The sequence below is a fragment of the Lacisediminihabitans sp. H27-G8 genome (assembly GCF_046156175.1).
Taxonomy (GTDB): Bacteria; Actinomycetota; Actinomycetes; order Actinomycetales; family Microbacteriaceae; genus Lacisediminihabitans.
Genome location: NZ_JAYLVL010000001.1, coordinates 619,683 through 644,087, shown reverse-complemented (window position 1 = coordinate 644,087; position 24,405 = coordinate 619,683). Strand labels below are relative to the sequence as shown.

At 67.6% G+C, this 24,405-nt stretch carries 20 protein-coding genes; 16 read left to right on the top strand and 4 right to left on the bottom strand.

Annotation, left to right across the window (positions count from 1 at the left end):
• Positions 1 to 7 precede the first annotated feature (7 nt).
• The 4 genes from VLI63_RS03025 (at position 8) to VLI63_RS03010 (ending at position 2,786) form a co-directional block, all read left to right on the top strand.
• Entirely contained in the window at positions 8 to 592 is a 585-nt protein-coding gene (locus VLI63_RS03025; RefSeq protein WP_354574953.1) for a helix-turn-helix domain-containing protein, read from the top strand.
• A gap of 94 nt (positions 593 to 686) precedes the next feature.
• Positions 687 to 1,058, top strand: a complete 372-nt coding sequence (locus tag VLI63_RS03020; protein ID WP_409155442.1) for a sensor domain-containing protein — start codon at positions 687 to 689, stop codon at positions 1,056 to 1,058.
• Positions 1,059 to 1,067: 9 nt separating this feature from the next.
• The gene (locus VLI63_RS03015) at positions 1,068 to 2,036 is read left to right on the top strand and encodes a histidine kinase (RefSeq protein WP_409155441.1); all 969 of its coding nucleotides are present in this window, start codon (positions 1,068 to 1,070) and stop codon (positions 2,034 to 2,036) included.
• 81 nt (positions 2,037 to 2,117) lie between these two features.
• Positions 2,118 to 2,786, top strand: coding sequence for a response regulator (locus VLI63_RS03010; RefSeq protein WP_409155440.1), 669 nt, complete (start codon positions 2,118 to 2,120; stop codon positions 2,784 to 2,786).
• Between the two features lie 27 nt (positions 2,787 to 2,813).
• On the opposite strand, the gene VLI63_RS03005 is transcribed toward VLI63_RS03010, so the two are convergent.
• Together VLI63_RS03005 and VLI63_RS03000 are read right to left on the bottom strand one after the other, a co-directional pair.
• Positions 2,814 to 2,990: a DUF2510 domain-containing protein gene (locus VLI63_RS03005; protein WP_185200985.1), complete on the bottom strand. Its 177-nt coding sequence runs from the start codon at positions 2,988 to 2,990 to the stop codon at positions 2,814 to 2,816.
• 144 nt (positions 2,991 to 3,134) lie between these two features.
• Entirely contained in the window at positions 3,135 to 7,238 is a 4,104-nt protein-coding gene (locus VLI63_RS03000; RefSeq protein WP_409155439.1) for an SCO7613 C-terminal domain-containing membrane protein, read from the bottom strand.
• A gap of 120 nt (positions 7,239 to 7,358) precedes the next feature.
• On the opposite strand from VLI63_RS03000, the gene VLI63_RS02995 reads away from it, so the two are divergent.
• Complete coding sequence (locus tag VLI63_RS02995; protein WP_409155438.1) at positions 7,359 to 8,012, top strand: pentapeptide repeat-containing protein; 654 nt, start codon at positions 7,359 to 7,361, stop codon at positions 8,010 to 8,012.
• Positions 8,013 to 8,038: 26 nt separating this feature from the next.
• On the opposite strand, the gene VLI63_RS02990 is transcribed toward VLI63_RS02995, so the two are convergent.
• Positions 8,039 to 8,584: an MOSC domain-containing protein gene (locus VLI63_RS02990; RefSeq protein ID WP_409155437.1), complete on the bottom strand. Its 546-nt coding sequence runs from the start codon at positions 8,582 to 8,584 to the stop codon at positions 8,039 to 8,041.
• A gap of 104 nt (positions 8,585 to 8,688) precedes the next feature.
• Between VLI63_RS02990 and VLI63_RS02985 the strand changes: the two genes are divergently transcribed.
• The 10 genes from VLI63_RS02985 to VLI63_RS02940 all read left to right on the top strand — a co-directional run bounded on the left by VLI63_RS02985 (position 8,689) and on the right by VLI63_RS02940 (position 19,892).
• Positions 8,689 to 9,825 carry an acyl-CoA dehydrogenase family protein gene (locus tag VLI63_RS02985; RefSeq protein ID WP_409155436.1) on the top strand — a complete coding sequence of 379 codons (1,137 nt, stop codon included), beginning with the start codon at positions 8,689 to 8,691 and terminating at the stop codon, positions 9,823 to 9,825.
• Positions 9,825 to 10,925, top strand: coding sequence for an enoyl-CoA hydratase/isomerase family protein (locus VLI63_RS02980; RefSeq protein ID WP_409155435.1), 1,101 nt, complete (start codon positions 9,825 to 9,827; stop codon positions 10,923 to 10,925). The genes VLI63_RS02985 and VLI63_RS02980 overlap by 1 nt, the downstream gene beginning before the upstream one ends.
• On the top strand, positions 10,922 to 11,821 hold the full coding sequence (mmsB, locus tag VLI63_RS02975; RefSeq protein ID WP_409155434.1) for a 3-hydroxyisobutyrate dehydrogenase: 900 nt from the start codon (positions 10,922 to 10,924) through the stop codon (positions 11,819 to 11,821). Before VLI63_RS02980 ends, mmsB begins: the two co-directional genes overlap by 4 nt.
• A complete protein-coding gene (locus VLI63_RS02970; protein WP_409155433.1) occupies positions 11,818 to 12,594 on the top strand; it encodes an enoyl-CoA hydratase in 777 nt (258 codons plus the stop codon). The genes mmsB and VLI63_RS02970 overlap by 4 nt, the downstream gene beginning before the upstream one ends.
• Positions 12,595 to 12,604: 10 nt before the next feature.
• Complete coding sequence (locus VLI63_RS02965; protein WP_409155432.1) at positions 12,605 to 14,128, top strand: aldehyde dehydrogenase family protein; 1,524 nt, start codon at positions 12,605 to 12,607, stop codon at positions 14,126 to 14,128.
• Positions 14,125 to 15,342: a CaiB/BaiF CoA transferase family protein gene (locus VLI63_RS02960; RefSeq protein ID WP_409155431.1), complete on the top strand. Its 1,218-nt coding sequence runs from the start codon at positions 14,125 to 14,127 to the stop codon at positions 15,340 to 15,342. Before VLI63_RS02965 ends, VLI63_RS02960 begins: the two co-directional genes overlap by 4 nt.
• A 1-nt stretch (position 15,343) precedes the next feature.
• Positions 15,344 to 16,126 (top strand): enoyl-CoA hydratase/isomerase family protein, encoded by a 783-nt coding sequence (locus VLI63_RS02955; protein ID WP_409155430.1) that lies wholly within the window; start codon positions 15,344 to 15,346, stop codon positions 16,124 to 16,126.
• A 131-nt stretch (positions 16,127 to 16,257) separates the two neighbouring features.
• Positions 16,258 to 16,542: a hypothetical protein gene (locus VLI63_RS02950; RefSeq protein WP_409155429.1), complete on the top strand. Its 285-nt coding sequence runs from the start codon at positions 16,258 to 16,260 to the stop codon at positions 16,540 to 16,542.
• Positions 16,539 to 17,300, top strand: coding sequence for a heliorhodopsin HeR (gene heR, locus VLI63_RS02945; RefSeq protein WP_409155428.1), 762 nt, complete (start codon positions 16,539 to 16,541; stop codon positions 17,298 to 17,300). The genes VLI63_RS02950 and heR overlap by 4 nt, the downstream gene beginning before the upstream one ends.
• A gap of 63 nt (positions 17,301 to 17,363) precedes the next feature.
• On the top strand, positions 17,364 to 19,892 hold the full coding sequence (locus tag VLI63_RS02940; protein ID WP_409155764.1) for a CDP-glycerol glycerophosphotransferase family protein: 2,529 nt from the start codon (positions 17,364 to 17,366) through the stop codon (positions 19,890 to 19,892).
• On the opposite strand, the gene VLI63_RS02935 is transcribed toward VLI63_RS02940, so the two are convergent.
• Positions 19,879 to 21,492, bottom strand: coding sequence for a glycosyltransferase family 39 protein (locus VLI63_RS02935; protein WP_409155427.1), 1,614 nt, complete (start codon positions 21,490 to 21,492; stop codon positions 19,879 to 19,881). The two genes, VLI63_RS02940 and VLI63_RS02935, sit on opposite strands and share 14 nt — an antisense overlap.
• Before the next feature lie 325 nt (positions 21,493 to 21,817).
• Between VLI63_RS02935 and VLI63_RS02930 the strand changes: the two genes are divergently transcribed.
• Entirely contained in the window at positions 21,818 to 24,400 is a 2,583-nt protein-coding gene (locus tag VLI63_RS02930; RefSeq protein ID WP_409155426.1) for a CDP-glycerol glycerophosphotransferase family protein, read from the top strand.
• Positions 24,401 to 24,405 lie beyond the last annotated feature (5 nt).

Genomic DNA, 24,405 nt, shown 5'->3' with positions numbered 1-24,405 from the left:
ACCGTACATGCGAGCAGTCCACCCCGCGCCATCGGGATCCCCGCTCGCCATCGGCGCCAAGCTGCGGGCGACGAGACTGGCGCAGTCGCTCACCATGGCGGACGTCGCCACGGCGAGCGGGCTGAGCACCGGCTTCATCAGTCGGGTGGAGCGCGATGAGACCTCACCGAGCGTGTCGACCCTCGTCACGCTGTGCCAGGTGCTCTCGCTCAAACTCGGTTCGCTGTTCGAGCCGCCGGAGAACGAGGTCGTCGCGCTCGCCGAGGCACCGCGCATCAACATGGGCGGCATCGGCGCGGTGGAGAAGCTGCTCACTCCGCGCAGCGAGGCTCGGGTGCAGTTGCTGCGGTCGGTGCTCGAGCCCGGCGCGTCCGGAGGGGAAGAGCTCTACACGATCAACTGCGACGTCGAGGTGCTTCACGTTGTGCGGGGGAGCCTCCGGGTGCGGTTGGTCAGCGGTCGGGTCGATCTCGCGGAGGGGGACACCATGACCTTCGCCGGACGCGAACCGCACTCCTGGGACAACGAATCCGACGCCGAGACCGAGCTGATCTGGACCATCGTCCCGGCGGCCTGGAGCGGATCCTCCTAAACCGGCGAGCTCTGCACGCCCGGGGGCTAACCCCACTCCACACCGGTGTGGCTACCGGATGTCGCGCGGCGCGGCCGTTCGCGAGGCTTGCTCCATGACCTCCACCGACTCTGCCACTCTGGACCCTGTGACCATCACAGTTCCGCGCCCGCGATCCCTGTACGGGAGTCTCTGGCGCGCTGTGCCGCGGGAGCTCGGGTTCCTGCTGCTCACCCTTCCCCTCGTCATCGTGTCGTTCACGGTGCTGGTCACCGGCATTTCCACCGGCTTCGGCACCCTGGTGACCTTCTTCGGCATCTTCCTGATCATCGGTTCGCTCTGGGCGGCGCGCGGATTCGGGATGCTCGAACTCCTGCGCCTCCGCTGGGCGGGTCGTCCAGCCATCGCCGGCCCGGACTGGACGAAACCGACCGCCACAGGCTTCTGGGCGAGGCTCTTCGGCACCCTGCTCAACCCGCACTACTAGCTCTACCTGTTGCACGGCCTCGTCGTCAACTTCGCGGTCGGACTGTTCACCTGGATCCTGTCCTTCACGTGGACCGTCGTCGCATTGTCCGGCCTCAGCTACTGGTTCTATTCCCGGTTCATTCCCACCGGGCGCGGGGACTGGCACGTTTCCGATTGGATCGCCCGCACCTTCGCCCCGGGCTGGACCCCCGATCCGGTGCTCGCCGACGACCTCGTCTACCTCGCCATCGGGGTGATCTTCGCGGTCACTCTGCCGTTCATCACCCGCGGAATGACGATGCTCCACTACGTGGTCGCGGTCGGGATGCTCGGACGCTTCCGCATCGCCGAGCTGCAGGGCGAAGTCGCCGATCTCTCGGCGTCGCGGACGGCCGCTGTGTCGGCCGAGGGGACAGCGCTCCGTCGCCTCGAGCGCGACATCCACGATGGGCCACAGCAGCGGCTCGTCCGACTGCAGATGGATCTGGCTGCGGCCGAGCGACAGCTCGCCTCGGACCCGGATGCCGCGCGAACCCTCATCTCCGAGGCCAGGGACCAGTCCCGTGAAGCACTCGAAGAGCTTCGGGCGCTGTCGCGCGGCTTCGCCCCACCCATCCTGCTCGATCGTGGCCTGATCGCCGCGCTCGATTCCCTCGCGGTACGCAGCCCCGTGCCGGTGACGCTGGTGAACGCGCTTCCCACGCCGGTGCTGCTGCCACAGGAGATCGAGCGCAACGCGTATTTCGTGGCGAGTGAGCTGCTCACCAACGTGGCAAAGCATGCCTCGGCGACCTCGATCGCGCTGCGGGTCGGGCTGGGCGACGGGGGCGGCCTGGAGATCTCGGTGACGGATGACGGCAGGGGCGGTGCGACGGTGGTGGCCGGGCACGGGCTGGCCGGTCTCGAGGAGCGCCTCCGCGGTCTCGGGGGCCACCTGGTGCTGAAGAGTCCCGACGGCGGTCCGACCGTCGTCTCCGCTCTTCTGCCCCTCTCCTGAGCACAGCTCCCGGGTCCTCCTGAGCGCAGCTCCCGGGCCACCCTCCTCAAAGACGAGGCCACCGGCCCCTAGGGTGGTGGCGTGACCGAATCGACCGAAGCCTCCGCTCCGCTCCGAGTGCTCGTGGCGGACGACTCCGTCCTGCTGCGGGAGGGTCTGGTGCGCGTGCTCGTCGAGGCTGGACTCGAGGTCGCGGGCTCTTACCCGGATGCCGATTCGCTGCTCACAGACCTCGAGTCGAAGAACCCCGACCTGATCGTGCTCGATGTGCGGATGCCGCCCACCTTCCGGGACGAAGGGGTGCGCGCCGCCATCCGAGCCCGGCAACTGATGCCGAAGCTCGGCATCCTGTTGCTGTCGCAGTACGTGGAGATCGCCTACGCGCAGGAACTGCTGTCCTCGGGCACCGGCGGGATCGGTTATCTGCTGAAGGATCGCGTCGCATCGCTCGCGGAGCTCGAAGAAGCGATCGAACGGATCGCGTCGGGCGGAACTGTGCTTGACCCCGAAGTCGTTGCACAGTTACTCGGGCGCCGACACGATCCGCTCGGCTCGCTCACGCCCAGGGAACGTGAAGTCTTGACTCACATGGCGGAAGGTCGCACGAATGCGGCGATCGCGGCTGCCATGGTCGTCGGTACTGGCGCGGTGGAGAAGAACGTCACGTCGATCTTCCAGAAGCTGGGACTCGACGATTCGGGCAATGACCACCGGCGCGTGCTTGCGGTACTGGCCTGGCTGCAGCGCTGATTGCTCAGGCTGCGGGTGAAGCGTCACTCAGCGAGCGGCCACCAGGTTCGACTCCTCGGCGTCGGGCGTCGCCATCTGGATCTCCGGTCGGTGTTCTTCGATCCGGTTCGTCCAGCTGAGGCCGTTCCACCAGCGCAGCTGGGGAAGGCCGAGCGGGTCGCGGTACCAGCCGGCGGGTACAGGGGAGTTGTTCACTGAAGGCATCGGGGAGCTCCTGTGGGGATTTGCCCTACCGCAAAGGGCTTTTCGGGTGCGGTGAGATCACGATAGTCCCCCTTAGGGGGGACAGCACAGACCCCCGAATGGGGGGTGTGGGAAATCCTCGGTTCGAGAGGCGGTACGGGGCTCTCAGCGGAGGGCGCGGATGCGCATTGCGACGCTCTTCATCCCCAGGACGCTCTTCTCGAATCGGGCCGCGAAGACCACGACCGCGATGCCGACGGGCACGAACCAGAGCCACCATTCCACCGATTCGTAGATCACGCGGATCTGCGGTGCGAAGGTCGCGCCCGCATGCACCAGCACGATGACGACGGCGATCAGGAACGGCGCCTGCAGGCGCAGGATCGCACTCACGACGATGATCGCCACGGCTACCACCCCGAGTCCCACGAGCCTCCAGAGGGGCGGCTGGCCGGCGGTCGCGATGAGCGAGGGGAGGAGCAACGCGGCGATCCCCGGTGCGAGCCACGGCCAGGTTCGGGCCGTCGGCACCCGTGAGAGCGTGATCGCGCCGGTGAGGATCAGCGCAACGGCCACCGGCACGGAGGCGATTTCGACGACGTCGACGGCTCCCGTGACGAGGGCACCGATGCCCGCGACCGCGGCTCCGGCGATCGCCATCCACGCGACCGCGTGCGTGAAGGGCGCGCGGCGCAGGAGGACGGCGACCACGTGCACGGCACAGAGGAGCAGTATCACCCCGACCGCCCGGATTCCGCCGAGAGATGTCGCGTCGAGCGCCGCGAGTTCGAAAGTGAGGAGGATCACGAGCCCAAACAGCCCGAGCAACTGACTCACCACAGAGCGCCAGGCCGCGCTGTAGTCTCCCCGATCCCGCGCCTGGCCGATCCCGGCCACGAGCAGCAGGACCAGACCCGCAGTCAGCAAGCCGTCGAGACGGATGTCGGGTGCGCCGGGTTGCGTGAGGAGGCTTGTACTGCGACCGACTTCGACGGTGATGACCCCGAGTGCACCGGCGAGGCCGATCGAGTCGAGATAGGGGCGGGACGCGGTGCTGCCGCGAAAGATGCCGCCCACGAGCAGCAGTGCCGCCGAAATGCCTCCGGTCAGCAGCGCGCGGAGCGGTGGACCGGTCGCTCCGCTCGCCGCGAGCGGGAGAATCGACCCGAGCAGAGCCACGAGGGTGATCGCCGGCGCGACGAGACTCGGCCCGGACGCGGTCATCACGGGCGTCGCGCGCCAGACCGACAGCGCCACGAGTAGCAGCACCCCCGAGAGTGGCAAGACGTAGGGTTCGAGATTCGTGATGCCGGCGCTCACGAGCTGCCACCAGAGTCCGGCCGTCGCCAGCGCGAGGGAGACCCAGCCAATGTGGCGTCTCGGGGAAACAGAACCCACCAGCCCGTCGGGACTCGTCGCCAGCACCAGGGCGTCGAGCGCGGCGACGAGGAGCACGAGCCAGGTCACAGAGTCCTGGCGGGCCACGCCGACGACGACGCTCGGAACGGCGACCAGAAGCACTCCGAGTTCCCGCGCCCATCGTCGACCGAGCCATCTGTTCCTGTTCGGAACCGCGTTTGTGCCTTCTGCTGCGAGGTTCTCCACGGCGAGCTTCTCTGCTGCGAGCGTGCTCGGCCGGACGCGACGAGCCGCGACGACGAGGATTCCGACCGCGGCGAAAAGGGCGGCGGTGATCGGCCCGACCGATCGAACCAGTTCCGGCAGCCCGATCACCCGGGCGAAGGAGTCCACCACGAGCGAGAGCACGGGGGAGAGCGCGATCGATGCCACGACCCGTTCGACTGCCAGCCCCGAAACCGCCGTCCCCGAAACTCCCGACCCCGAAGCGGGCAGCCCCCGGCCCGGAGGGCGCAACGCCACGAGGAGCAGTGCCGCCAGGAGGGCCGCACTCGCCGCGAGGCTCGTGCCCGGTTCGGGCAGCAGCAGCGACATCCGTTCACTCGCAGAGAGCGACCAGAGCGACAGGGCGAGCACGCCGAACGACGCCGTGGCGGCGGCGAGGCCGACCCAGAACACCACCCGCCGATCGAGCCGCGAGAAACCCGCGGTCAGGCGGAACGCGGAGACACCGATCAGGACTGTCGCGGCACAGCCGACGAAGCGAAGGGTATTGGAGGAATCGACCGGGGAATCCGGCTGAAAGGGCAGAGCCAGTTGGCGTGCCGCCGCGGCCGACCCGATGAGCACGATGATTGCGGCAGTTCCGGCCGCAGTGGCACGACCGAGGGCACTGCCCGGGAGAAGCCGTGAGGCGAGGAGCAGCGCAACAGCGGCGAGCGAACCGATCCACCAGGTGGAGGTGCTGCCCCAGGAGACCACATAGCCCAGCACCCCGGAGACGGCGAGAAGCACCATCGCTGGCGCTCGAAGCCGGGCGCCGCGCCGGTAGCGGTGAGAGAGCAGAAGCCCGGTGAGGGCCGCCGCGGCAATCACGAGCCACGCGGTCACGACCGGAGCCACCGTGACCGCGAGCGGAACGGCGACGACCAGGACGAAGGCGGCGAACCCGCCCAGGATGCTGTCCCGAGACCGAACGGAACCGCCGGCCGCCCAGGCCGCCGCTGTCATCAGCCCACAGGCCACCAGCGCCGTGACCGCGAGCGCGTCGAGGTTGGTTGCGCGAAACACTTCGTCGTTAGGCCCCAGCGCCCAGGCCGACGAGATGCTGCGGGAGACGGCGCCCACGACGGAGGAGATGGTCACACCCAGGGGGTAGAGCAGCGCGATCGCCGCCACGGTTCCGGCCGAGATCGTGGCGACCACGAGGCTGCGGCGATGCGCGATCGCGGCACTCGGGGAGTGTCTGGATCGCCGCCAGAGCCATTCCCCCGCGAGGGTGACCAGCACGGCCCAGACCGGGGCGAGGATCACTACCGCGGTGAGCTCGCCGAACCGGAGCGCTCCCGCGGCCACGGCCACCGCTGCGCCCACCCCGCCGACAGCGGCGAAGACACTGGCGCCGACAGTGGCGGAGACGGCGGCGGAGACGGCGGTGGAGGGCACGGCGGGAGTGCGGGGATCTGAGCCCACGAGCCGGGCCTGAAGGGCGGCGATGGCCGCCACCACCAGGAACGCCGGTGTCGATGCCCAGGGCTGGCCGGGCGCCAGCGTGGCGGCCGCGACGAGCGCGCCGACCAGGGCTCCGCCGGTGAAACCGACCACCATCAGGCGCTCGGCACGACCGGAGAAGGCCGCTCGCGTGGCGGTCGCCGGCCGCCCGGTGAAGCGATGCGCGACACCCGCCAGCGCCGCAGCGGCGAACGCGACGAAGATCCGGGTGCCGTCATCCGCGCCATCGGCCAGTGCGCCGACCAACAGGGCGGTCCCCGGAACTATGGCAACGAATCCGATCAGGTGGGCGGTTCGGAGACCTGAGAAGCGGTGCCAGGCCAGGAAGCCCGCCGCGGTCACGAGCAGGGTCGCTCCCCAGAATGCAGTGACATCTGTAGACCCCAGCGAGAAGAAGTCGTTGGCGCGGATGGCGAAGGCGTCGAGATAGACGAGGACCACCGCGAGCACCGCGATGCCCTCGGCGGTCGAGGTGAGAGAGCGGCGGCGCAGAGTCGAGGCGACGACGAAGGAGGCGATCGTGACCCCGGCGATGACGAGCGATCGGCCCAGAATGCCGAAATTGATGAAGGCATAGACGAGGAAGAAGATCGCGGCGACCGACAGGAGCGAGATGCCGACGATGAGCAGGAGCACCTGCACGCTCGAGCGTCGGGGAGCCGGTGCCCCCGGGTCGGCCGTCTGAGGGTTTGCCCCCTCGGGGGGAGTCGGCTCCGGTCGAGTCGTCCCGCGGATGGCGGCCGGGACGCTGCCCGCTCGCGCAGCCGGGGGCAGCGGTGTCGAAATGAGGGCGCTGAAGGGGTCCGTCGCAGCCGCCGAGAAGACGGGGACGTCATCCCGCGCCCGCTCCTTCTCCTCCCTCTGCTCCTCCAGCGCGAGTATGGCCTGACCCGTGTCGTAGCGGATCCTGCCGATGACCTCGAGGCGCCGGTCGAGGAGTTCGGCGCTCTGCTGGGAGAGGGCGACGATCTCGACGGCTGCGGGATGGGACAGGTCCAGTCGGCAGTCCTGGCAGGCCCCGCCGACCAACGACGAGAAACAGGCGGGGCACCGCGTGGTGTCGGTGAGGTCGGCGGGAGTGCGCGGGAACAGCACACGGCCGGCGAAGCGGCGAAGATCGAGCCCGGTCGGCGTCCCTCCGCCGGCACCCCGTGCGCTCGGTGGACCTGTCTCGGCCATGTTCTGGTTCCCCCTCGAACGGCGTCCGCTCAGGTTAGTGGCTGACGAGTGCGAGGATCAATCAGCTCGCGATTCGGTGCAGGAACGGATGCCCCGAGCCGAGGTGGAAGAGTGGAGGGCGTGACCGCTCCCGCCAAAGCCCCCCGGATGCCGCTCGCATCCCTCCCGCCCCTCGACGAGACCGACGGCACCCGGCTCACCCGCAATGACGAGAGGGAACGCGAGCACTATGAGGGAAGCGACCTGACCGGATACGACCTCACCGCCAGCCTCTTCACCGAGTGCGACTTCTCGGCAGTGACCCTCGACGGCACACAGTTGCGGGGCGCTCGGTTCGTCGAGTGCCGTATCTCGGACTCCTTCGCCCCTTCACTGCTGGCCGCGCGCACGACCTGGCGTGAGGTGGTGATCGTCAATCCCCGCTGGGGTTCCGCGGAACTCTTCGAGGCGAACATCACCTCGCTGCATCTGCGCGGGGGCAAGATCGACTACCTCAACCTGCGCACATCCACCATCACCGATCTGTTGATCGAGGACTGCACGATCACCGACCTCGATCTCGGAGGCTGCCGCGGCACGCGCATCGCCCTGCGCAACTGCCGCGTTGAGACCCTGGATGTCACCAGAGCGACACTGGCGGATGTCGACCTCAGATCGACGACCCTCGCAACGGTGAACGGACTCGAGGGCTTGCGGGGCGTCACGATCGACGACTACCAGCTATCCCTGTTCGCCCCGCTCTTCGCGTCCCACCTCGGTGTCATCGTCGACTGATTCCTGCCACCGGCATGGCTCGGTGATCAGACCGCGACCAGCGCACGGAAGGGCTCCGCGGGCAGAGTGACCCGAAGGGAATCCCCCGGGAGCACCACCCCTCCACTGAGCACGATGCCCATGATGCCCGCCCGTGACTGCGTGCGGCCCGACCCATCCACTCCGAACACTGCCTTCACCAGTCCGGGCTGGAAGCCGTTGATCTGGCTGCACGGGCTTCGCTTGCCGGTGATCTCGATGCTCGCTTCGCTGCCCAGGTGCAGGATGCTTCCGGTCGGCAGCCCCATCAGGTCGATACCGCGCGTCGTCACGTTCTCGCCGAGCTCACCGGGCGCGATCACCCAGCCGGCTGTCACGAGGTCGTCATAGAGCTCGACGCCGATCAGGTGGACCTGGCAGAGATTGGCCCGCGTCGGGTCCTTCTTCACGAGGTACCGGTGCTGTGTCGTCGCCCCGCAATGCGCATCCCCCTCGATTCCGAGCCCGTCGAGGAGCACTATCCGGTCCACCACGGGCTTGCTGAACCGGTGACGGTCATCTCGGCTGACCGAGACCACGGAAGGGGCGCGCATACCGTCATTCTCGCAAGCGGCGCGGCCCTCACCAATTCGCATTTTTCTGAAAGTACTCGGAAGTCCTAGTAAAAATACTCGGAAGTCCTAGTAAATTGGGGGAGATGTACGGAGTAACCGAAGACCAGGCGGCGATCGTTCAGATGGTGCGCCAATTCGCCGCCGAATCGCTCGCGCCCCATGCGGCCGAGTGGGACGAGACCCACCACTTTCCCGTCGACGTGCTGCGCCAAGCGGGCGAGTTGGGCATGGGCGGCATCTACTCCCGGGAACAATTCGGCGGATCGGGTCTCAGCCGAGCCGACGCGGTGCTCATCTTCGAGGAGTTGGCCAAGGGCGACACAACGATCGCGGCCTACATCTCGATTCACAACATGGTCACCTGGATGATCGACAGCTTCGGCACGGACGAGCAGTGTGCCGAATGGGTGCCGCAGCTCGCCTCGATGGAGGCCCTCGGCAGCTATTGCCTCACCGAGCCCGGGGTCGGATCGGATGCCGCGGCCCTCAGCACCCGAGCGGTGCGCGACGGAGACGACTACGTGATAGACGGCGTGAAGCAGTTCATCTCCGGAGCGGGGACTTCGGCGTTCTACATCGTGATGGCACGCACCGCCGATACCGGCAGCCATGGCATCAGCGCCATCGTGGTGCCGGACGGCACTCCCGGACTCAGCTTCGGACCGCTGGAGAAGAAGATGGGCTGGCATGCCCAGCCGACCAGGCAGGTCTTCTTCGACGGGGTGCGGGTGCCCGTCGCGAACCTGCTCGGCCGGGAGGGCGACGGCTTCGGTATCGCGATGAGCGGACTGGACGGCGGGAGGGTCAACATCGGCGCCTGTTCGCTGGGAGGCGGCCAGGCTGCGCTCGATAAGAGCGTCGCGTATCTCAAGGAACGCAGGGCCTTCGGAGCCCCACTGATCGAGCAACAAGCACTGCTCTTCCAGCTCGCCGACATGGACACCGAACTCGAATCGGCACGCACGCTCCTCGCTCGAGCGGCGGATGCCCTCGACCGCGGCGATGCGGACAAGGTGCGCCTCTGCGCGATGGCGAAACGGGTCGCGACCGACGCGGGATTCACCGTCGCCAACTCGGCCATCCAGTTGCACGGCGGCTACGGTTATCTGGCGGAGTACGGACTGGAACGCATCGTGCGAGACCTGCGAGTGCACCAGATCCTCGAAGGGACCAACGAGATCATGCGCCTCATCATCGGCCGAAGCCTGGCGGAAGCCTGATGGGCCCGGGGACGTCGACCGACGAGGACGTGCTGGTCGAGCGCCGCGGACGGCTCGGCCATATCGTCTTGAACCGGCCGAGGGCGATCAACGCCCTGACCCACGGCATGGTGCAGACCATCGCGGCGACGCTGGATGGGTGGGAGCGCGACGACTCCGTGTCGACAGTGCTCATCACGGGCGCGGGGGAACGCGGCCTGTGTGCCGGCGGTGACATCGTCGCGATCTACACGGACGCGAAAGCCGGCGGTGACGAATCGGCGAAGTTCTGGGCCGATGAGTACGCGCTCAATGCGCACATCGCCAGGTACACCAAGCCCTATGTGGCAGTGATGGACGGCGTGGTGCTCGGCGGAGGAGTGGGGATCTCCGCGCACGGATCCGTGCGCATCGTCACCGAACGCAGCAGGGTGGGCATGCCGGAGACGGGAATCGGGTTCGTTCCGGATGTCGGCGGCACCTTCCTGCTCTCGCGTGCGCCCGGAGAGCTCGGCACCCACCTCGGACTCACCGCCGGTACGGTCACCGGGGCGGACGCGATCGCCCTCGGCCTCGCCGACCACTTCGTGCCGAGCGAGGCGCTCGCCGGCCTCGCCATCGCACTGGAAACGCGCGATGCCGCGGAGGCGGTCGCCGCCGTCGCCACGGCTCCGCCGGTATCCGCGCTGCTCGAGCAGCGGGAGTGGATCGATGCCTGCTACGCCTCTGACGACGCCACGGAGATCGTGGAGCGGCTTTCGGCCTCACCGGTCGAAGCGGCCAGGGCCGCGGCATCCGCGATTCTCGCCAAATCGCCGACGGCGGTCAGCGTCACTCTCGAGTCCCTGCGCCGGGCACGAGCGCTCGGAACGCTCGAAGAGGTGCTCGACCAGGAGTTCCGCGTCTCCGTGCGTTTCGCTCGGGGCACGGAGCTCGTGGAGGGCGTGCGCGCCCAGGTGATCGACAAGGACCGCACCCCGCACTGGTCGCCGCCGGCTCTCGTCGACGTGACCCGGGGCGACATCGAGGCCTATTTCGCGGGCCTCGACGGCAGCGAACCCCCGATTCAGGAACTCGGCCTGTCATCGACGACGGCCGCCGCAGACAGGAGAACCCCATGACCAGAATCGCTTTTCTCGGACTCGGCAACATGGGCGGCCCGATGGCCGCCAACCTCGTGAAGGCCGGTCACGAGGTGGTGGGCTTCGACCCGGTGCCCGCCGCGCTCGACCACTCCAGGCAGAACGGCGTCACCGTCGCGCCGGATCCCGGCTCCGCAGTTTCCGGCGCCGAGGTGGTCATCACGATGTTCCCGAGCGGGAAACACGTGATCGACGCCTACTCCGATGGGCTGCTCGCCGCAGCGGCCCCGGGCACCCTGTTCATCGATTCCTCGACGATCGACGTTGAGGACGCCCGCACCGCACGGTCCCTCGCCGTGGCGGCGGGCCACCGGGGGATGGATGCGCCGGTCTCGGGCGGCGTCGGGGGAGCGACCGCCGGCACCCTCACCTTCATGGTCGGAGCGGATGTCGCGGACTTCGCCGCGGCAGAGCCGATCCTCTCCGTGATGGGCGGCCGGATCGTGCACTGCGGCGACTCGGGTGCCGGCCAGGCCGCGAAGATCTGCAACAACCTGATCCTCGGCGTCTCGATGATCGCCGTGAGCGAGGCATTCGTGCTCGGCGAGAAACTCGGGCTGTCGAACCAGGCGCTCTTCGATGTGGCGTCCACGGCCTCCGGTCAGTGCTGGGCCCTCACCACCAACTGCCCGGTGCCGGGACCGGTGCCGGCGAGCCCCGCCAATCGCGACTACCAGCCCGGTTTCGCGGGCGCCCTGATGGCGAAAGACCTGGGGCTCGCGCTCGCGGCGCTGGAGTCGACCGGCACCGCCGCCGAACTCGCGCCGCTCGCGGCATCCATCTACCGGCGATTCGCGGACGAGGGCGGCGCCGGCCTCGACTTCTCGGCCATCATTAAGACCATCCGTGAGAACTCCGAGGGCAGGGCAGCATGACCGACTACGAGAACATCCTGCTCGAACAACGTGGACGCGTCGGCCTCATCACCCTCAACCGGCCAGAGGCGCTCAACGCTCTGAATCTCGCCCTGATGAACGACGTCGTGGCGGCCGCGACCGAGCTCGACGCCGACGCCGGGATCGGAGCCATCGTGATCACCGGATCGGCCCGCGCCTTCGCCGCCGGAGCGGACATCAAGGAGATGTCGACGCAGAGCTACATGGAGATGTACCTCGCCGATTGGTTCTCCGGTTGGGACAGGCTCGCCGCCGTGCGCACGCCGCTCATCGCCGCCGTCTCCGGGCACGCGCTCGGCGGGGGATGCGAGCTCGCCATGATGTGTGACTTCATCATCGCCTCCGACACTGCCAAGTTCGGCCAGCCGGAGATCAAGCTCGGCGTGATCCCCGGCATCGGCGGCTCCCAGCGGCTCGCCCGGGCGGTCGGCAAGGCCAAGGCCATGGAGCTCATCCTCACCGGGCGCACCATCGATGCGAACGAGGCGGAGCGGGCCGGTCTCGTCGCCAGGGTCGTGGCCGCAGACACGCTGCTCGACGACGCGCTCGCCACCGCGACGACGATCGCCGGCATGTCTCTGCCGGTTGCGATGCTCGCGAAGGAGGCCGTGAACGCTGCCTTCGAGACCACGCTGGATGCCGGCATCCGCTTCGAACGCCGGGTCTTCCATTCCGTATTCGCCACCGATGACCAGAAGGAGGGGATGCGCGCCTTCATCGAGAAGCGCTCCCCGCACTTCACCAACCGCTAGGACGCCCCGCATGCCAGACACCACCCTCCTTCCCGGCGCAGTCGATACCTTCGCCACCACTCCCGGCCCCGACCAGCCCATGTGGATCGGCGGTGAAAAGGTCGAGTCCGCCACCGGTGAGTGGCGAGAGGTCAGCAACCCCGCCCACCGGGGTAGCGTGATCTGCCGCGTTCCGGCTGCGGGGGTCGAAGACGTCGACCGCGCGGTCGCCGCAGCGCGCGCCGCATTCCCGGCCTGGCGGGCTCGGCACTTCACCGAGCGGGCGCGGGCACTCGCTCTCATCGCGGACGAGATCGAAGCCCGAGCGGAGGACTTCGCCCGCCTCACCGCCCTCGACACCGGCAATGCGCTGCGCACGCAGGCCCGCCCGGAGGTGACCACCCTCGTCGCGCTCTTCCGCTACTTCTCCGGAATCGCCGGAGAGGTGAAGGGCACGACGTTGCCCGCCGGAGACAACCAGCTGCAGTACACCCGGCTCGAGCCGCTCGGGGTCGTGGCGTGCATCCTGCCGTGGAACTCGCCACTGATGATCGCGGGCTTCAAGGTGCCGGCGGCGCTCGCCGCGGGCAACACGGTGATCCTCAAGGCCGCGGATGACGCCCCACTCACGATCCTGCTGCTCGCGGAGGTCTGCAACCGCCACCTCCCTGCCGGTGTCGTCAACGCGCTCACCGGTCGCGGTAGCCTCATCGGCTCTGCTCTCGCGATGCACCGTGGCGTTGACAAGGTCTCCTTCACCGGCTCCACCGAGGTCGGTCGCGGGGTCGGCCGCCAGGCGGGGGAGCGCCTCGCACATGTCTCGCTCGAACTGGGGGGCAAGAACCCCTCGATCGTGTTCCCGGACGCCACCGCGACACCGCAGGACACCGACGAACTCATCGACGGATTGCTTCTCGCCTCGCGATTCACCCGCCAGGGACAGAGCTGCACGGCCGGATCCCGCCTCTTCCTGCACGAAGACATCTACGACGAGGTTCTCGACCGTCTCGTCGGTCGCCTCGGCGCCCTGACGGTGGGGGATCCCCTCGATGAGGCATCCGATATGGGTGCGATCATCAACGGCAAGCAGCACGCCTCGATCGACGAGTATCTTGCGGACGGTCGGGCGAACAGCGCGATGACGGTGGCGCTCGGCGGTTCAGCGCCGACGGAAGGTGCGCTCACCGAGGGTTTCTACCACCTGCCGACGGTCTTCGCCGGTGCTCGCAACGACTTCCGTCTCGCCCAGGAGGAGATCTTCGGGCCTGTGCTCGTCGCCATCCCGTGGCGCGAGGTCGACGATGTGGTGGCCATGGCCAACGACTCCCACTACGGGCTCGCCGCCTTCGTCTGGAGCCACAATCTCGATGCGGCGCTGGGCACGGCCCATCGCGTCGAGGCCGGGTGGGTGCAGGTGAACCAGGGCGGCGGCCAGGTGGTCGGCCAGTCCTACGGCGGCTACAAGCAGAGCGGAATCGGGCGCGAGGTGTCGCTCGAGGGCATGCTCGCCGGATTCACCCAGACGAAGCAGATCAACGTGCGGCTCCGGGGATGAGCGCGCCACTGCCCCTCGAGGGCATCACGGTGCTCGACCTCACTCGCGCGCTCGCCGGCCCATACGCGACCGCCCTCCTCGCGGACATGGGGGCCACGATCACCAAGGTCGAGAGCATGAAGGGCGGGGATTCGACGCGCGCGTGGCCACCGTTCGAGAACGAACACAGCCTCTACTTCGACTCGGTCAACCGTGGCAAGTCCTCGATCGCCCTCGATTTCTACACTCCGGAGGGTAAGGCGCTCCTGCGCCGTCTGGCCCTCGCTTCCGACGTGGTCATCGAGAATTTCCGCCCCGGCGTCATGGCCGATATGGGACTGGATGCCGCGCGGCTCCGGGCCGAGAAGCCCTCGATCGTCATCGCTTCGGTGAGTGGCTTCGGTAGCACCGGACCGCTCAGCCAGACGGCGGGACTCGACCAGGTGGCGCAGGCGATGTCGGGGCTCATGTCGGTGACGGGCAAGAACGCGAGTGAGCTCTACCGCGTCGGCATCCCGATCATCGACATCTATGCCGGTGTCTTCACCGCCTTCGGTATCGTCGCGGCGCTCGTTGGGCGGGAGCGCACCGGAGGCGGCCGTGAGGTGTCGACCTCGCTCCTCGAGGCGGCGATCGCGATCTCCGCGTTCCAGGGGCAGCGCTACCTCAGCACCGGGGTGGTGCCGGAGCCCCAGGGCAATAACCATCCCGTGCTCGCGCCCTATGGCATGTTCGCGACGGCAGACATCCCGATCATCATCGCGGTCGGCAACGACAAGCAGTGGGTGGATCTGTGCGCACTCGTCGGCGACCCGCAACTCTCCTCGGAGGCCGACTTCGCCACGGGCTCGCTTCGGCTGAGCCACCGGGACGCCCTCACCGCCCGGCTCGAACTCGCCCTGGCCGCGCGCCCCGGACTCGAATGGGTCGAGGCACTGCGCAACGCGCGCATCCCCACCGGTCCGATCTACAACTACCAGCAGGTTTTCGAAGACCCGCAGGTGAAGCACCTGGACATGGTGCAACACGTGACCAGGGCCGATGGCACCGACCTCCCGCTGCTTCGGGGGCCGATCTCGGTGGACGGCCAGGCGCTCCCGATCCGCAAAGCCCCACCAGCGCTCGGGGAGGACACCGAGGCGGTGCTCGCCGCGCTCGGACTCACCGATCAACAGGTTGCGGGGCTCCTCGCCTCCGGCATCGTGAAGACTGCAGCCACGCAGACAGCCTCCTGACATGCCAGGGCTGTCGGTGCACCAGTCCGGAGTCGTCGCGACGCTGGTGATCGACAACGGTCACAAACGCAACGCGCTCTCGGCGGAGATGTGGCAGCAGTTCCCGCCGCTTCTCTCCCGGCTCGCGCGCGACGACAGTGTGAAGGTGCTGATCGTGCGCGGTGCCGGTGAGGACTTCTCTGCCGGTGCGGACATCAGTGAGCTCGATGGGATCCTGCATGCCCCGACGGGTCAGGACGGCGGCCATCTGACCGAGGGCGAGAATGCCCTGGCACGGTTCCCCCAGCCGACCATCGCGGCCATCGACGGATTCTGCGTGGGCGGCGGCTGGCAGCTCGCGGCGGCGTGCGACATCCGCCTCGCCTCGAGCCGGGCGACCTTCGGGGTGACCCCGTCGCGCATCGGGATCGTCTATCCGCTGTCCGGCATCGAGCGACTGGTGAGCGTCGCGGGGATCGCCGTCGCGAAATACCTGCTCTTCAGCGGCGACCTTGTGGACGCGCCAACGGCGGAACGCTGGGGCATGGTGACCTCGGTCGTGGAGGCTCAAGACCTGTGGAGTGAGGCCGCCAGTCTCGCCAACAGCCTGGCAGCGCGGTCGCAACTCTCGATCCACGCGATGAAGCAGATCGTCGATGCCATCGCATCGGGTGCGGATGCGGCGGCCGTGAATCAGCGGTGGCAGCGGGAGGTCGCCGGCAGCGACGACCCGGCGATCGGTGCGGCCGCCTTCGCTGCGAAGCGGGCCCCGGAGTTCACCTGGGCGCCGCGACCTCCGGACTGACGGATCCCCGCGTCCTTCTCCCCATCGCGCACTGTCGTCGTCATCGTTGTCATTGTCATTGTCATTGTCATTGTCATTGTCGTTGTCATTGGCGGCGGCGGCGGAGGAGGGTCGAGAACTAGGCTGCACTCATGTCTCAACGGCCTGCAGACTCCCCGCGCCGGCGCGGCGAACTGATGCTGGGCATCATCCTCCCCGTCACCGCCGGGGTGCTGGCCCTCTCCGGGCTGATCCTTCTGCTCAGGCCGGATCCCGCCGCGAGTTTCGGGTGGTTCGCTTACGCGCCGCTCAGCAGCACCGCCTTCATGCCGATGCCGTGGTTCTCATCGACGCCGCACGCGGTGGGCGCGATCCTGATCGGTGTCGGCATCGCCGTGCTGCTCTTCTGTCTCGGCTGGCGGGTGGGCCGCCGGTGACGGGCGCCCACCTTCGTCGAATCTCCGGCCTTTCCGGAGCGCTGCTCCTGATCGAGGCGATCGCGCTGTGGCTCTTGCTCGCGACGGCTCCCACGCGGGTGCTCCTGCCGATCGCTCTCGACCTTGCCGCAGATCCGCACCGCTTCGTGCTCGTGCACCTCGACCTCGGTTTCGGTGCCGTCGTGCTCTGCCTGTTCGTGGGGGTGGCTCGCCTGCTCGCGATCACCCCGGGGATCTTCCCGATCTATTACGCGCACATGTCCCGCGATCGCCACCCCGCGCGCTGGTTCGAGTTCGCCTTCAGCTCGTCAATCGTCGTGTTTCTCGTCGCCCAGCTGAACGGCATCACCGACATCGGTACCCTCGTGCTCAGCTATGCCGCGACGAGCGCGATGACCCTGTTCTTCGTGCTCGAAGAGCGCACCCCGCGACCGGCGACCGAGCGGATGCTTCCCCTCTGGTTCGGCGCCGCGATCGGCATCGTGCCGTGGGGAGTGATCGCGTTGCATCAGATCGCCGGATTGCTCGTGGGACAGCCGCCCTCCGGCCTCGGCCGCGTCATCACGCTGGTGATGCTCGGGTTCTCGTTCGCCTTCTTCATCGTGCACTGGCTCTTCATCGTCCGCCGGCGCGAGCAGCGGGGGATCGATTCCGCTCGGCCGTCGGCTGGAGAGGCCGTCCACATCCTGCTCAGTCTGGTGAGCACCTCCGTTTTCGCCTGGCTCGTGGTGCTCGGCGTCGTGATCGGCCAGCTCTAGAGCCGAGGAGTTCCGCTCACCGCGGACGGCGCGTTGCGTGGCGGACTTTATAGTGAGGTGGTGATGAGTCTGACGGATGTGCCCGGCCTCACCGGCATCCGTCGCCGACTCCTCGCCATTGCGCGTCGTCTTCGGCAGGCGGCCAAGACCGAGGTCTACGCGTTCTGGCGACGCCGCGCGGTGCGCCCGACGATGGTGCTGTACGAGTCCTTCGCCGGCAACGGGATGCTCTGCAATCCGGAGGCGATCTTCCGGGCACTTCTCGCCGACCCGGAATTCGGCGATTTCTCCCACGTCTGGGTGCTCGCGAGTCGGCGAGAGAATCCGGCTGTCGCGCGGGAGTTCGCGCGATCGCGCTCCGTGCGGTTCGTCCGCCCCGGTACGTTCGGCTACTTTCGGGCACTCGCCACTGCAGGTTTCCTTGTCAACAACGCGACATTCCCGACCGAGTTCGGCAAGCGCAGCGGCCAGGTCTATCTGAATACCTGGCACGGTACTCCGCTCAAGCGCATGGGCTTCGACATCGGGGATCCGGCCACCCGCGTGGCCAACGTCATCCGCAACCTCCTCTCGGCCGACTTCCTCCTCTCGGCCAGCCCGTTCATGACCGAGCACATGTACGAGGATGCCCACCGCTTGGGCAACATCTTTCGCGGGCGGATCATCGAGGAGGGCTACCCGCGGATCGATCGTCAATTCCTGGCTGAACCCGCCGCCGCTGCGGTGCGAGCCGACCTCGAAGCCGGGGGATTGGCCCTGCACGGACGCCGGATCATCCTCTACGCGCCCACCTGGAAGGGGACCTCGTTCTCCCGGCCGGAAGACGACATCAGCGAGCTGGTGTCCCGCATCGAACAGCTCGAGTCGCTGATCGACCCGACGAAGTACGTTGTGCTCCTGAAGACGCACCAGGTGGTGCACCGCTTCGCGGCGGACATCCCGGGCCTCCGCGATCGCGTGGTACCCAACGAGATCCCCTCGAATGTCATCCTCGGCGTCACCGACGTGCTGGTCACCGATTATTCGAGCATCTTCTTCGACTTCCTCGCCACCGGCCGGCCGATCTTCTTCCTCACCCCGGATCTCGCGGACTACAGCGGATACCGCGGCCTGTACATCGAGCCGGAGCACTGGCCGGGTCCGGTGCTGCCCAGCGTCGGTGCACTCGCCGACGCCATCAACGACTTCGACAACGGCGGCGTAGACGACCGGGTCGCCTCGAACTACCGGGAGATGCAGGCGCGGTTCGTCGCGCGCGAAGACGGCAACGCCACCCAGCGCATCCTCGACATCGTGTTTCGTGGCAGGACCGAGAACTACGCGGTTGCGCCGCTCCCCGGTGATGGGCGGCAGAGGATCCTCATCGCCGCCGGAAGCATGAGGCCCGGTTCCATCACCGCGGATCTCGTCGCGCTGCTCGACGTGATCGACCACTCCCGGTTCGACGTGTCGGTGATCTTCCCGCCCATCCGCTCCCGGCCGGTGCTCGACCAGCAGCGGCTGTTGGATCCGCGGGTGCGGCAGTTCGCTCGGGTGGGCGGGATGAACGGATCGAAGCTCGCCCTGGCCCGATTGCGGTCGACGCGCGCGGCAGCAGCCGGCTCGAGACCTCGCCGCCGGACGTCTCCCGTGGGCAACGAGCTCCGGCGGGACGACCTCTGGCGGGACGAGTGGGATCGATGCTTCGGGGCTGCCGCCTTCGACTTCGCACTCGACTTCGTCGGCACCAGCCCATTCTGGGCGAGCCTGATGCTGCAGTCGCCCGGCTCGGAACGCTCGATCTGGCTGAGGGATGACCCGGCCGCGACGCGGTCTCCGGAGACCGATACCCCCGGTCGGCGCGGGACTGACATCGCCGGGATCCGTTCCCTCTACGACGCCTTCGATCGTCTGGTTTCGCCTTCGCTTTCGCGGCATCCCTCCTTTCGGGCAGTGGCCGTCGCGGAGCCCGTGATCGGCGGCGAGAGCATCCTGGCCCGGGCGGCCCTGCCCGTACAGCGCAACGACGGAGATCCAGCGCTACCCGACTGGCTGGGTCTTGACGGCTCCGGAGAAGCGAGCGGCGCGACCCGGATCTTCGTGTCGCTCGGCCGACTCACTGCGGAGAACGACCCACTTCGACTGGTGCGCGCCTTTGCGCTGGTGAATGCCGCTGTGCCGACTTCGCGACTGCTTGTGGTGGGGGATGGCCCGCTCACGTCGATCCTCGCCGCGGAGGTGGCCGCCCTCGGCCTCACCGGCGTCGTGGCTCTCGTGGGGTACCGATCCAACCCCTTCCCCCTCCTGAGGCGGGCAGACTGCTTCGTCTTCGTCTCCGGGAGTGCCAGAATCCCGAGGGTGATCGGGGAAGCGCGGGTGCTCGGATTGCCCGTCGTCCGGGTCATCGGCCCGGAAGTCGGCATCGCACCCTTCTCGGGGACCCTCGAGGTCACGGCGGACGACCAGGCCATCGCCGAGGGAATGCTCGAGTTCCTTGCCGGCCGGGTGGGGCCGTCGTCGATCGATTGGATCGCGCACGACGATCATGCGATCGAGACGTTCTACCGGGCGATCGGGGCGATCCCGGCGATCGGTGCGACTACGGACGCGTGAGTTCCAGCGCGACACTCGTGTGTTGCGAGTACTCCGCCACGACCAGGAATCCCTGCGTTGCCAGCATCGATCGGTCGTAGGTATCGGCTTCCCCGCCCGGGAGGCGGTACTCGACCAACCAGACCGTCTTGGTCGAGCGATAGACCGAGTCGAGTCTCGAAGCGACGGTCGTAGTCGGCGCCACCGCATCGTGCCAGTTGCTCGTGTCGTACCAGGGGGTCTCGAGCGCGACATCCGTCAGTCCCTCGAATGACGCAGGGTACGTGCGCATCGCCAGGCGGGTAGCGCGGGACGGACGACTCCCTTCGTCGAAGAGGATGCCCTGACCGGGCTGCGCGTGAGCCTGGATGGTCTGCGCGATCTGCGCCCAGTCGCTGTTGTTCTTGGCGAAGGGTGTGCGTTCGCTGAGGTAACTGATCGAGGAGGCGCCGATGACGGCCACCAGCAGGCCGATCCCGAAGATGCGCGGTCGGATTCGTGCCAAGAGCCATCCGATGAGGAGCGCTGCGGCGGGCACCGCGAACGAGAGGTACCGGGAGGAATAGACCGCGTGCACGGAATTGACCGCCAGGAGGATGGCCGGAGGGCCGAGCAGCCAGGTCGCCGCAAGAGGAACGAGGGCCGGAGTGCGGGCGCCGGAGGTGGGGTCGGGATTCGGGCCACCGACCCAGCTGCGGTTTCGGCGCGAGACCACGGTCCAGACGATGATCGAGGCCGCGATGAGCGTCCAGGCGACGATCGCCAGCAGGTTGTTCCCGAACCACTGGGTCACGACGAGCGTTCGGATGTTGGTGGAGTCTCGGCTCGCCAGGAACGCGATCTGGCCGCTCTCCCCGATACCGAACCCGATCACCGGCCCGGCGATCAGAATGCCACCGAGCGTCGCCCGTGCCCAGCCGCGCAGGAGTGTGGGACGCCGCTGGGAAAGCACGACCACCGCATGGGCGACGACGATCAGGAGGCTGAAGAGGAACAGATACCCGCACGCGGCGAGTCCAACGGCATAGACCACCCACAGTCGCTTCTCCGGCCGATCGCGACCGACGATGTGAAGCAGCAGGATCGTCAGCCAGACGACGGCGGCCGTGCTCATGGCATAGCCCCGTGCCTCTTCGCCCATGTAGGTGATGCGAGGCAGCATCAGGGCGATGATGCCGGCGAAGACCGCGACCCGGATTCCTCCGAGGCGTGAGCCAAGCACGACGACCCCCGCCACGGCGATTCCGACGGCGATGGCGCTGGGGAATCGCACGGAGAAGGGAGAGGCGCCGAACGCCTGCACCCAGAAATGCAGGAAGAGATAGTAGGTGCCGTGCACGGCGTCAACGCTGCCGAGCATGCGAAACAGCGAGGGAAGCGAACGCTCGGCGGACAGGACGCTTGCCGCCTCATCGCCCCACAGCGAGGGGATCCAGGATCCGGAGGCGGAGACGGCAGTTGCCGCGGCGCCGAGAAACAGTGCAAGGCTCGACCGAACCGACGGCCGCCATCCCGCAAGCCGGGACAGGGGCGACCTTGCGCCGTCGGAGAGTTCAGTAGCGAGCGACACGGTGGTGAACCCGCTTTCGTTCGGACGAGCTGTCGGTACGGTCTTCGACACCCAGGGGATCGCTTATCGACGCGTCCTGATCGTCGTTCTGTTCGTCCCCGACCTCTGCGAGGAGCGCGACAACCGCCCAGACGCACACCGCAGCAACGATGACCAGAACACCGACACCACCGAATATCAGCCACACCACAGAGCGCCTCCCGGGATCTCGAATCCGTCGGGGGCCAGCTTGCCAAGCGCTCTCCCAGATGGCTCTAAGACTGCGGGTTACCTCATGGCGAGAGTGTGCGGCGCATTCTTAGAACTTTCTGGGGAGCCGGCGAGCACGCTCGACTCGTGTGCTGGGCTGAACGGCCGGCTCGAGAGTGGGAGCGCCATGAAGCGAGTGATCCGTCTGATCCGCCAGGTGCTCAGGCTCGTGGGCGGAGCGAGCCGGGCGGAACTCCAGGCATTCGCCCGACGGGGTGCAGTGCGCGCAGATGTCGTCTTGTACGAGTCTTTCGCCGGCAACGGTGTGCTGTGCAATCCCGAGGCCATCTTCCGTGAGGTCCTGCGATCTCCCGACCTCGCCCACCTTCACCACATCTGGGCGCTCGACAGCCTCACGGAACACCGGGCGGTGCAGGCCGAGTTCGCCGCCGATCGGCGGGTGCGCTTTGTGAGGCGTCGCTCCCTCGCCTACGTGCGTGCCCTCGCGACGAGCCGCTATCTGGTGAACAACGCGACTTTTCCCGCCGAGTTCAGCAAGCGGCCGGGGCAGGTCTACCTGAACACCTGGCACGGCACACCGTTGAAACGCATGGGCTACGACATGCCCAACGGCGCTCTCGACTCCGCGAACACGATGCGCAACTTCGTGGCTGCTGACTTCCTGCTGTCCCAGAACCCCTTCATGACCGAGCAGATGTACGAGAAGGCCTACCGCTTGCGCGGGGCCTTCCGCGGGCTCGTCATCGAAGAGGGATACCCTCGCGTCGACCGCCAGTTCCTCGGCGCCGAGGAGGTGATCGAGGTGCGATCCCGCCTCGAGGCCGAGGGAATCACGCTGGGCGATCGCTCGGTGATCCTGTTCGCCCCCACCTGGAAGGGAACGGATTTCAGTTCGCCGGCGGACGATGCGAACGAGCTGTTCGAGCTGGTGCAGGAGATCCAGAAGCAGGTGGGACCCTCATTCCTGGTGCTGCTCAAGACCCATCAGGTGGTGCACCGATTCGCGAGGGATCGCCCCGAATTCCGCGAGATTCTCGTGTCGAACGACCTGCCGACGAACCTGATGCTGGGCATCACCGACATTCTCATCACCGACTACTCGTCGATCTTCTTCGATTTTCTCCCGCTCGAGCGCCCCGTCGTGTTCTTCACCCCGGATGATCTGGACTACTCCGCATCGCGCGGTCTCTACTTTCCGCTCGACGAGCTTCCGGGGCCGGTGGTGGCACACATCTCGGAGCTCGGCGAGGCCATCCGGTCCTGCATCACCGCGAAGGCCTCGGAAGTCCCAAAGGGCTCGAAAGTCCCGGAAGCCCGGTCAGGTCCGGCTGCCCGCTCTGCCGAGTGGAGAGCGCGGTTCTCACCGGACGACGATGGGGGAGCCGCGCGTCGTGTCGTCGACGTCGTCTTTCGAGGGAAGACGGATCGCGCTCGAACGCGGTCGCTTGCAGAGGACCCTCGCACGTCGATGCTGCTGAGCATCGGGGGGATGCGTTCGAACGGCATCACCAACTCCGCGCTCAATCTGCTTGCTGCGATCGACCACGATGCCTACGACGTGTCGGTCGTCTTCAACCGACCGCGCCGCGCCCAGCAACTGTCGAACCAGCAGCGCATTCCGCACCAGGTGAGGCAATTCCACCGGGTCGGCGGCATGAACGGCAGCAAGCTCACGCACCTGTTTCGTCGGCTGCAGGAGCACTACCCCGTGCTGAGGCGCAGGCCGGAGACCGCGATAGAGCAGCGGATGTGGCGCACAGAGTGGGCGCGCTGCTTCGGCGACACGCAGTTCGATTCCGTCGTCGAGTTCAGCGGCTACACCGCGTTCTGGGCCTCTCTCCTCCTGCATTCCCCGCGGGCCTTTCGCTCCATCTGGTTGCACAACGACCTGTTTCTCGAGACCCGGCGATTCGTGGGGAGTCGTCGCCGCATGAAGCGCTCCTTGCCCGCGGTGTTCAGCGTGTACCGGGACTTCGACGCCCTGGTGTCCGTGTCGGAGAGCCTGAACAGGATCAACCGCGACGCTCTCGGCGCCCGCTACGCGCTGCCGGCAGAATCATTCGTCTTCGCTCGAAACCTCGTGGATGAAACCCACGTGCTCCAGGGGCTTCGTGCCCCGCTGTCGTCGATCGAAGAGTTCGAGGCGGACGAGGCTGCCGTGCAGGACCGCGCGCAGGCTTCGAGCGACCGGGGCTGGATCGACGGGATGCAGCGCGACGACGACACCGTGTGGTTCGTCACCATCGGCCGATTCTCGCCGGAGAAGAACCAGGCACGACTCATCCGCTCCTTCGCGGAGATCTCCCGCGAGACTCCCGCCGCACGCCTGGTCATCGTCGGTCACGGACCGCTGCGCGATCACCTGCAACAGCTCATCGACAGTCTCGGGCTCTCGGAGCTCGCATTCGTCGTCGGACCCTTTGCCAACCCCTTTCCCATTCTCGCCGCGGCTGACTGCTTCGTGCTGTCGAGCGACTATGAGGGGCAGCCGATGGTGATTCTGGAAGCGGCACTGGCGGGGCTTCCGATCGTCTCTGTGGAGTTCGATTCCGCTCGTGATGCACTGCCGGATTCCCCGATCAGAATCGTCCCCCAGAGCGACAGCGGCCTCGCCGATGGCATGCGGGCGTTCCTCCGCGGTGAGGTGGCCGCGGCCGCGCTCGATGGGGTGGCGTACAACCGGTCCGCGCTGGCGGAATTCTGCGCGGTGGCGAGCCCGCACCCGAAGGCGCAGCGGATCGTGTCGTAGCCGGG

What these genes read in the sequence shown, in the direction of transcription:
- VLI63_RS03025 (WP_354574953.1), top strand. Translation starts at nt 8, where the DNA reads ATGCGAGCAGTCCACCCCGCGCCATCGGGATCCCCGCTCGCCATCGGC.
- VLI63_RS03020 (WP_409155442.1), top strand. Translation starts at nt 687, where the DNA reads ATGACCTCCACCGACTCTGCCACTCTGGACCCTGTGACCATCACAGTT.
- VLI63_RS03005 (WP_185200985.1), bottom strand. Translation starts at nt 2,990, where the DNA reads ATGCCTTCAGTGAACAACTCCCCTGTACCCGCCGGCTGGTACCGCGAC.
- VLI63_RS03000 (WP_409155439.1), bottom strand. Translation starts at nt 7,238, where the DNA reads ATGGCCGAGACAGGTCCACCGAGCGCACGGGGTGCCGGCGGAGGGACG.
- VLI63_RS02990 (WP_409155437.1), bottom strand. Translation starts at nt 8,584, where the DNA reads ATGCGCGCCCCTTCCGTGGTCTCGGTCAGCCGAGATGACCGTCACCGG.
- VLI63_RS02985 (WP_409155436.1), top strand. Translation starts at nt 8,689, where the DNA reads ATGTACGGAGTAACCGAAGACCAGGCGGCGATCGTTCAGATGGTGCGC.
- VLI63_RS02980 (WP_409155435.1), top strand. Translation starts at nt 9,825, where the DNA reads ATGGGCCCGGGGACGTCGACCGACGAGGACGTGCTGGTCGAGCGCCGC.
- mmsB (WP_409155434.1), top strand. Translation starts at nt 10,922, where the DNA reads ATGACCAGAATCGCTTTTCTCGGACTCGGCAACATGGGCGGCCCGATG.
- VLI63_RS02970 (WP_409155433.1), top strand. Translation starts at nt 11,818, where the DNA reads ATGACCGACTACGAGAACATCCTGCTCGAACAACGTGGACGCGTCGGC.
- VLI63_RS02965 (WP_409155432.1), top strand. Translation starts at nt 12,605, where the DNA reads ATGCCAGACACCACCCTCCTTCCCGGCGCAGTCGATACCTTCGCCACC.
- VLI63_RS02960 (WP_409155431.1), top strand. Translation starts at nt 14,125, where the DNA reads ATGAGCGCGCCACTGCCCCTCGAGGGCATCACGGTGCTCGACCTCACT.
- VLI63_RS02955 (WP_409155430.1), top strand. Translation starts at nt 15,344, where the DNA reads ATGCCAGGGCTGTCGGTGCACCAGTCCGGAGTCGTCGCGACGCTGGTG.
- VLI63_RS02950 (WP_409155429.1), top strand. Translation starts at nt 16,258, where the DNA reads ATGTCTCAACGGCCTGCAGACTCCCCGCGCCGGCGCGGCGAACTGATG.
- VLI63_RS02940 (WP_409155764.1), top strand. Translation starts at nt 17,364, where the DNA reads ATGAGTCTGACGGATGTGCCCGGCCTCACCGGCATCCGTCGCCGACTC.
- VLI63_RS02930 (WP_409155426.1), top strand. Translation starts at nt 21,818, where the DNA reads ATGAAGCGAGTGATCCGTCTGATCCGCCAGGTGCTCAGGCTCGTGGGC.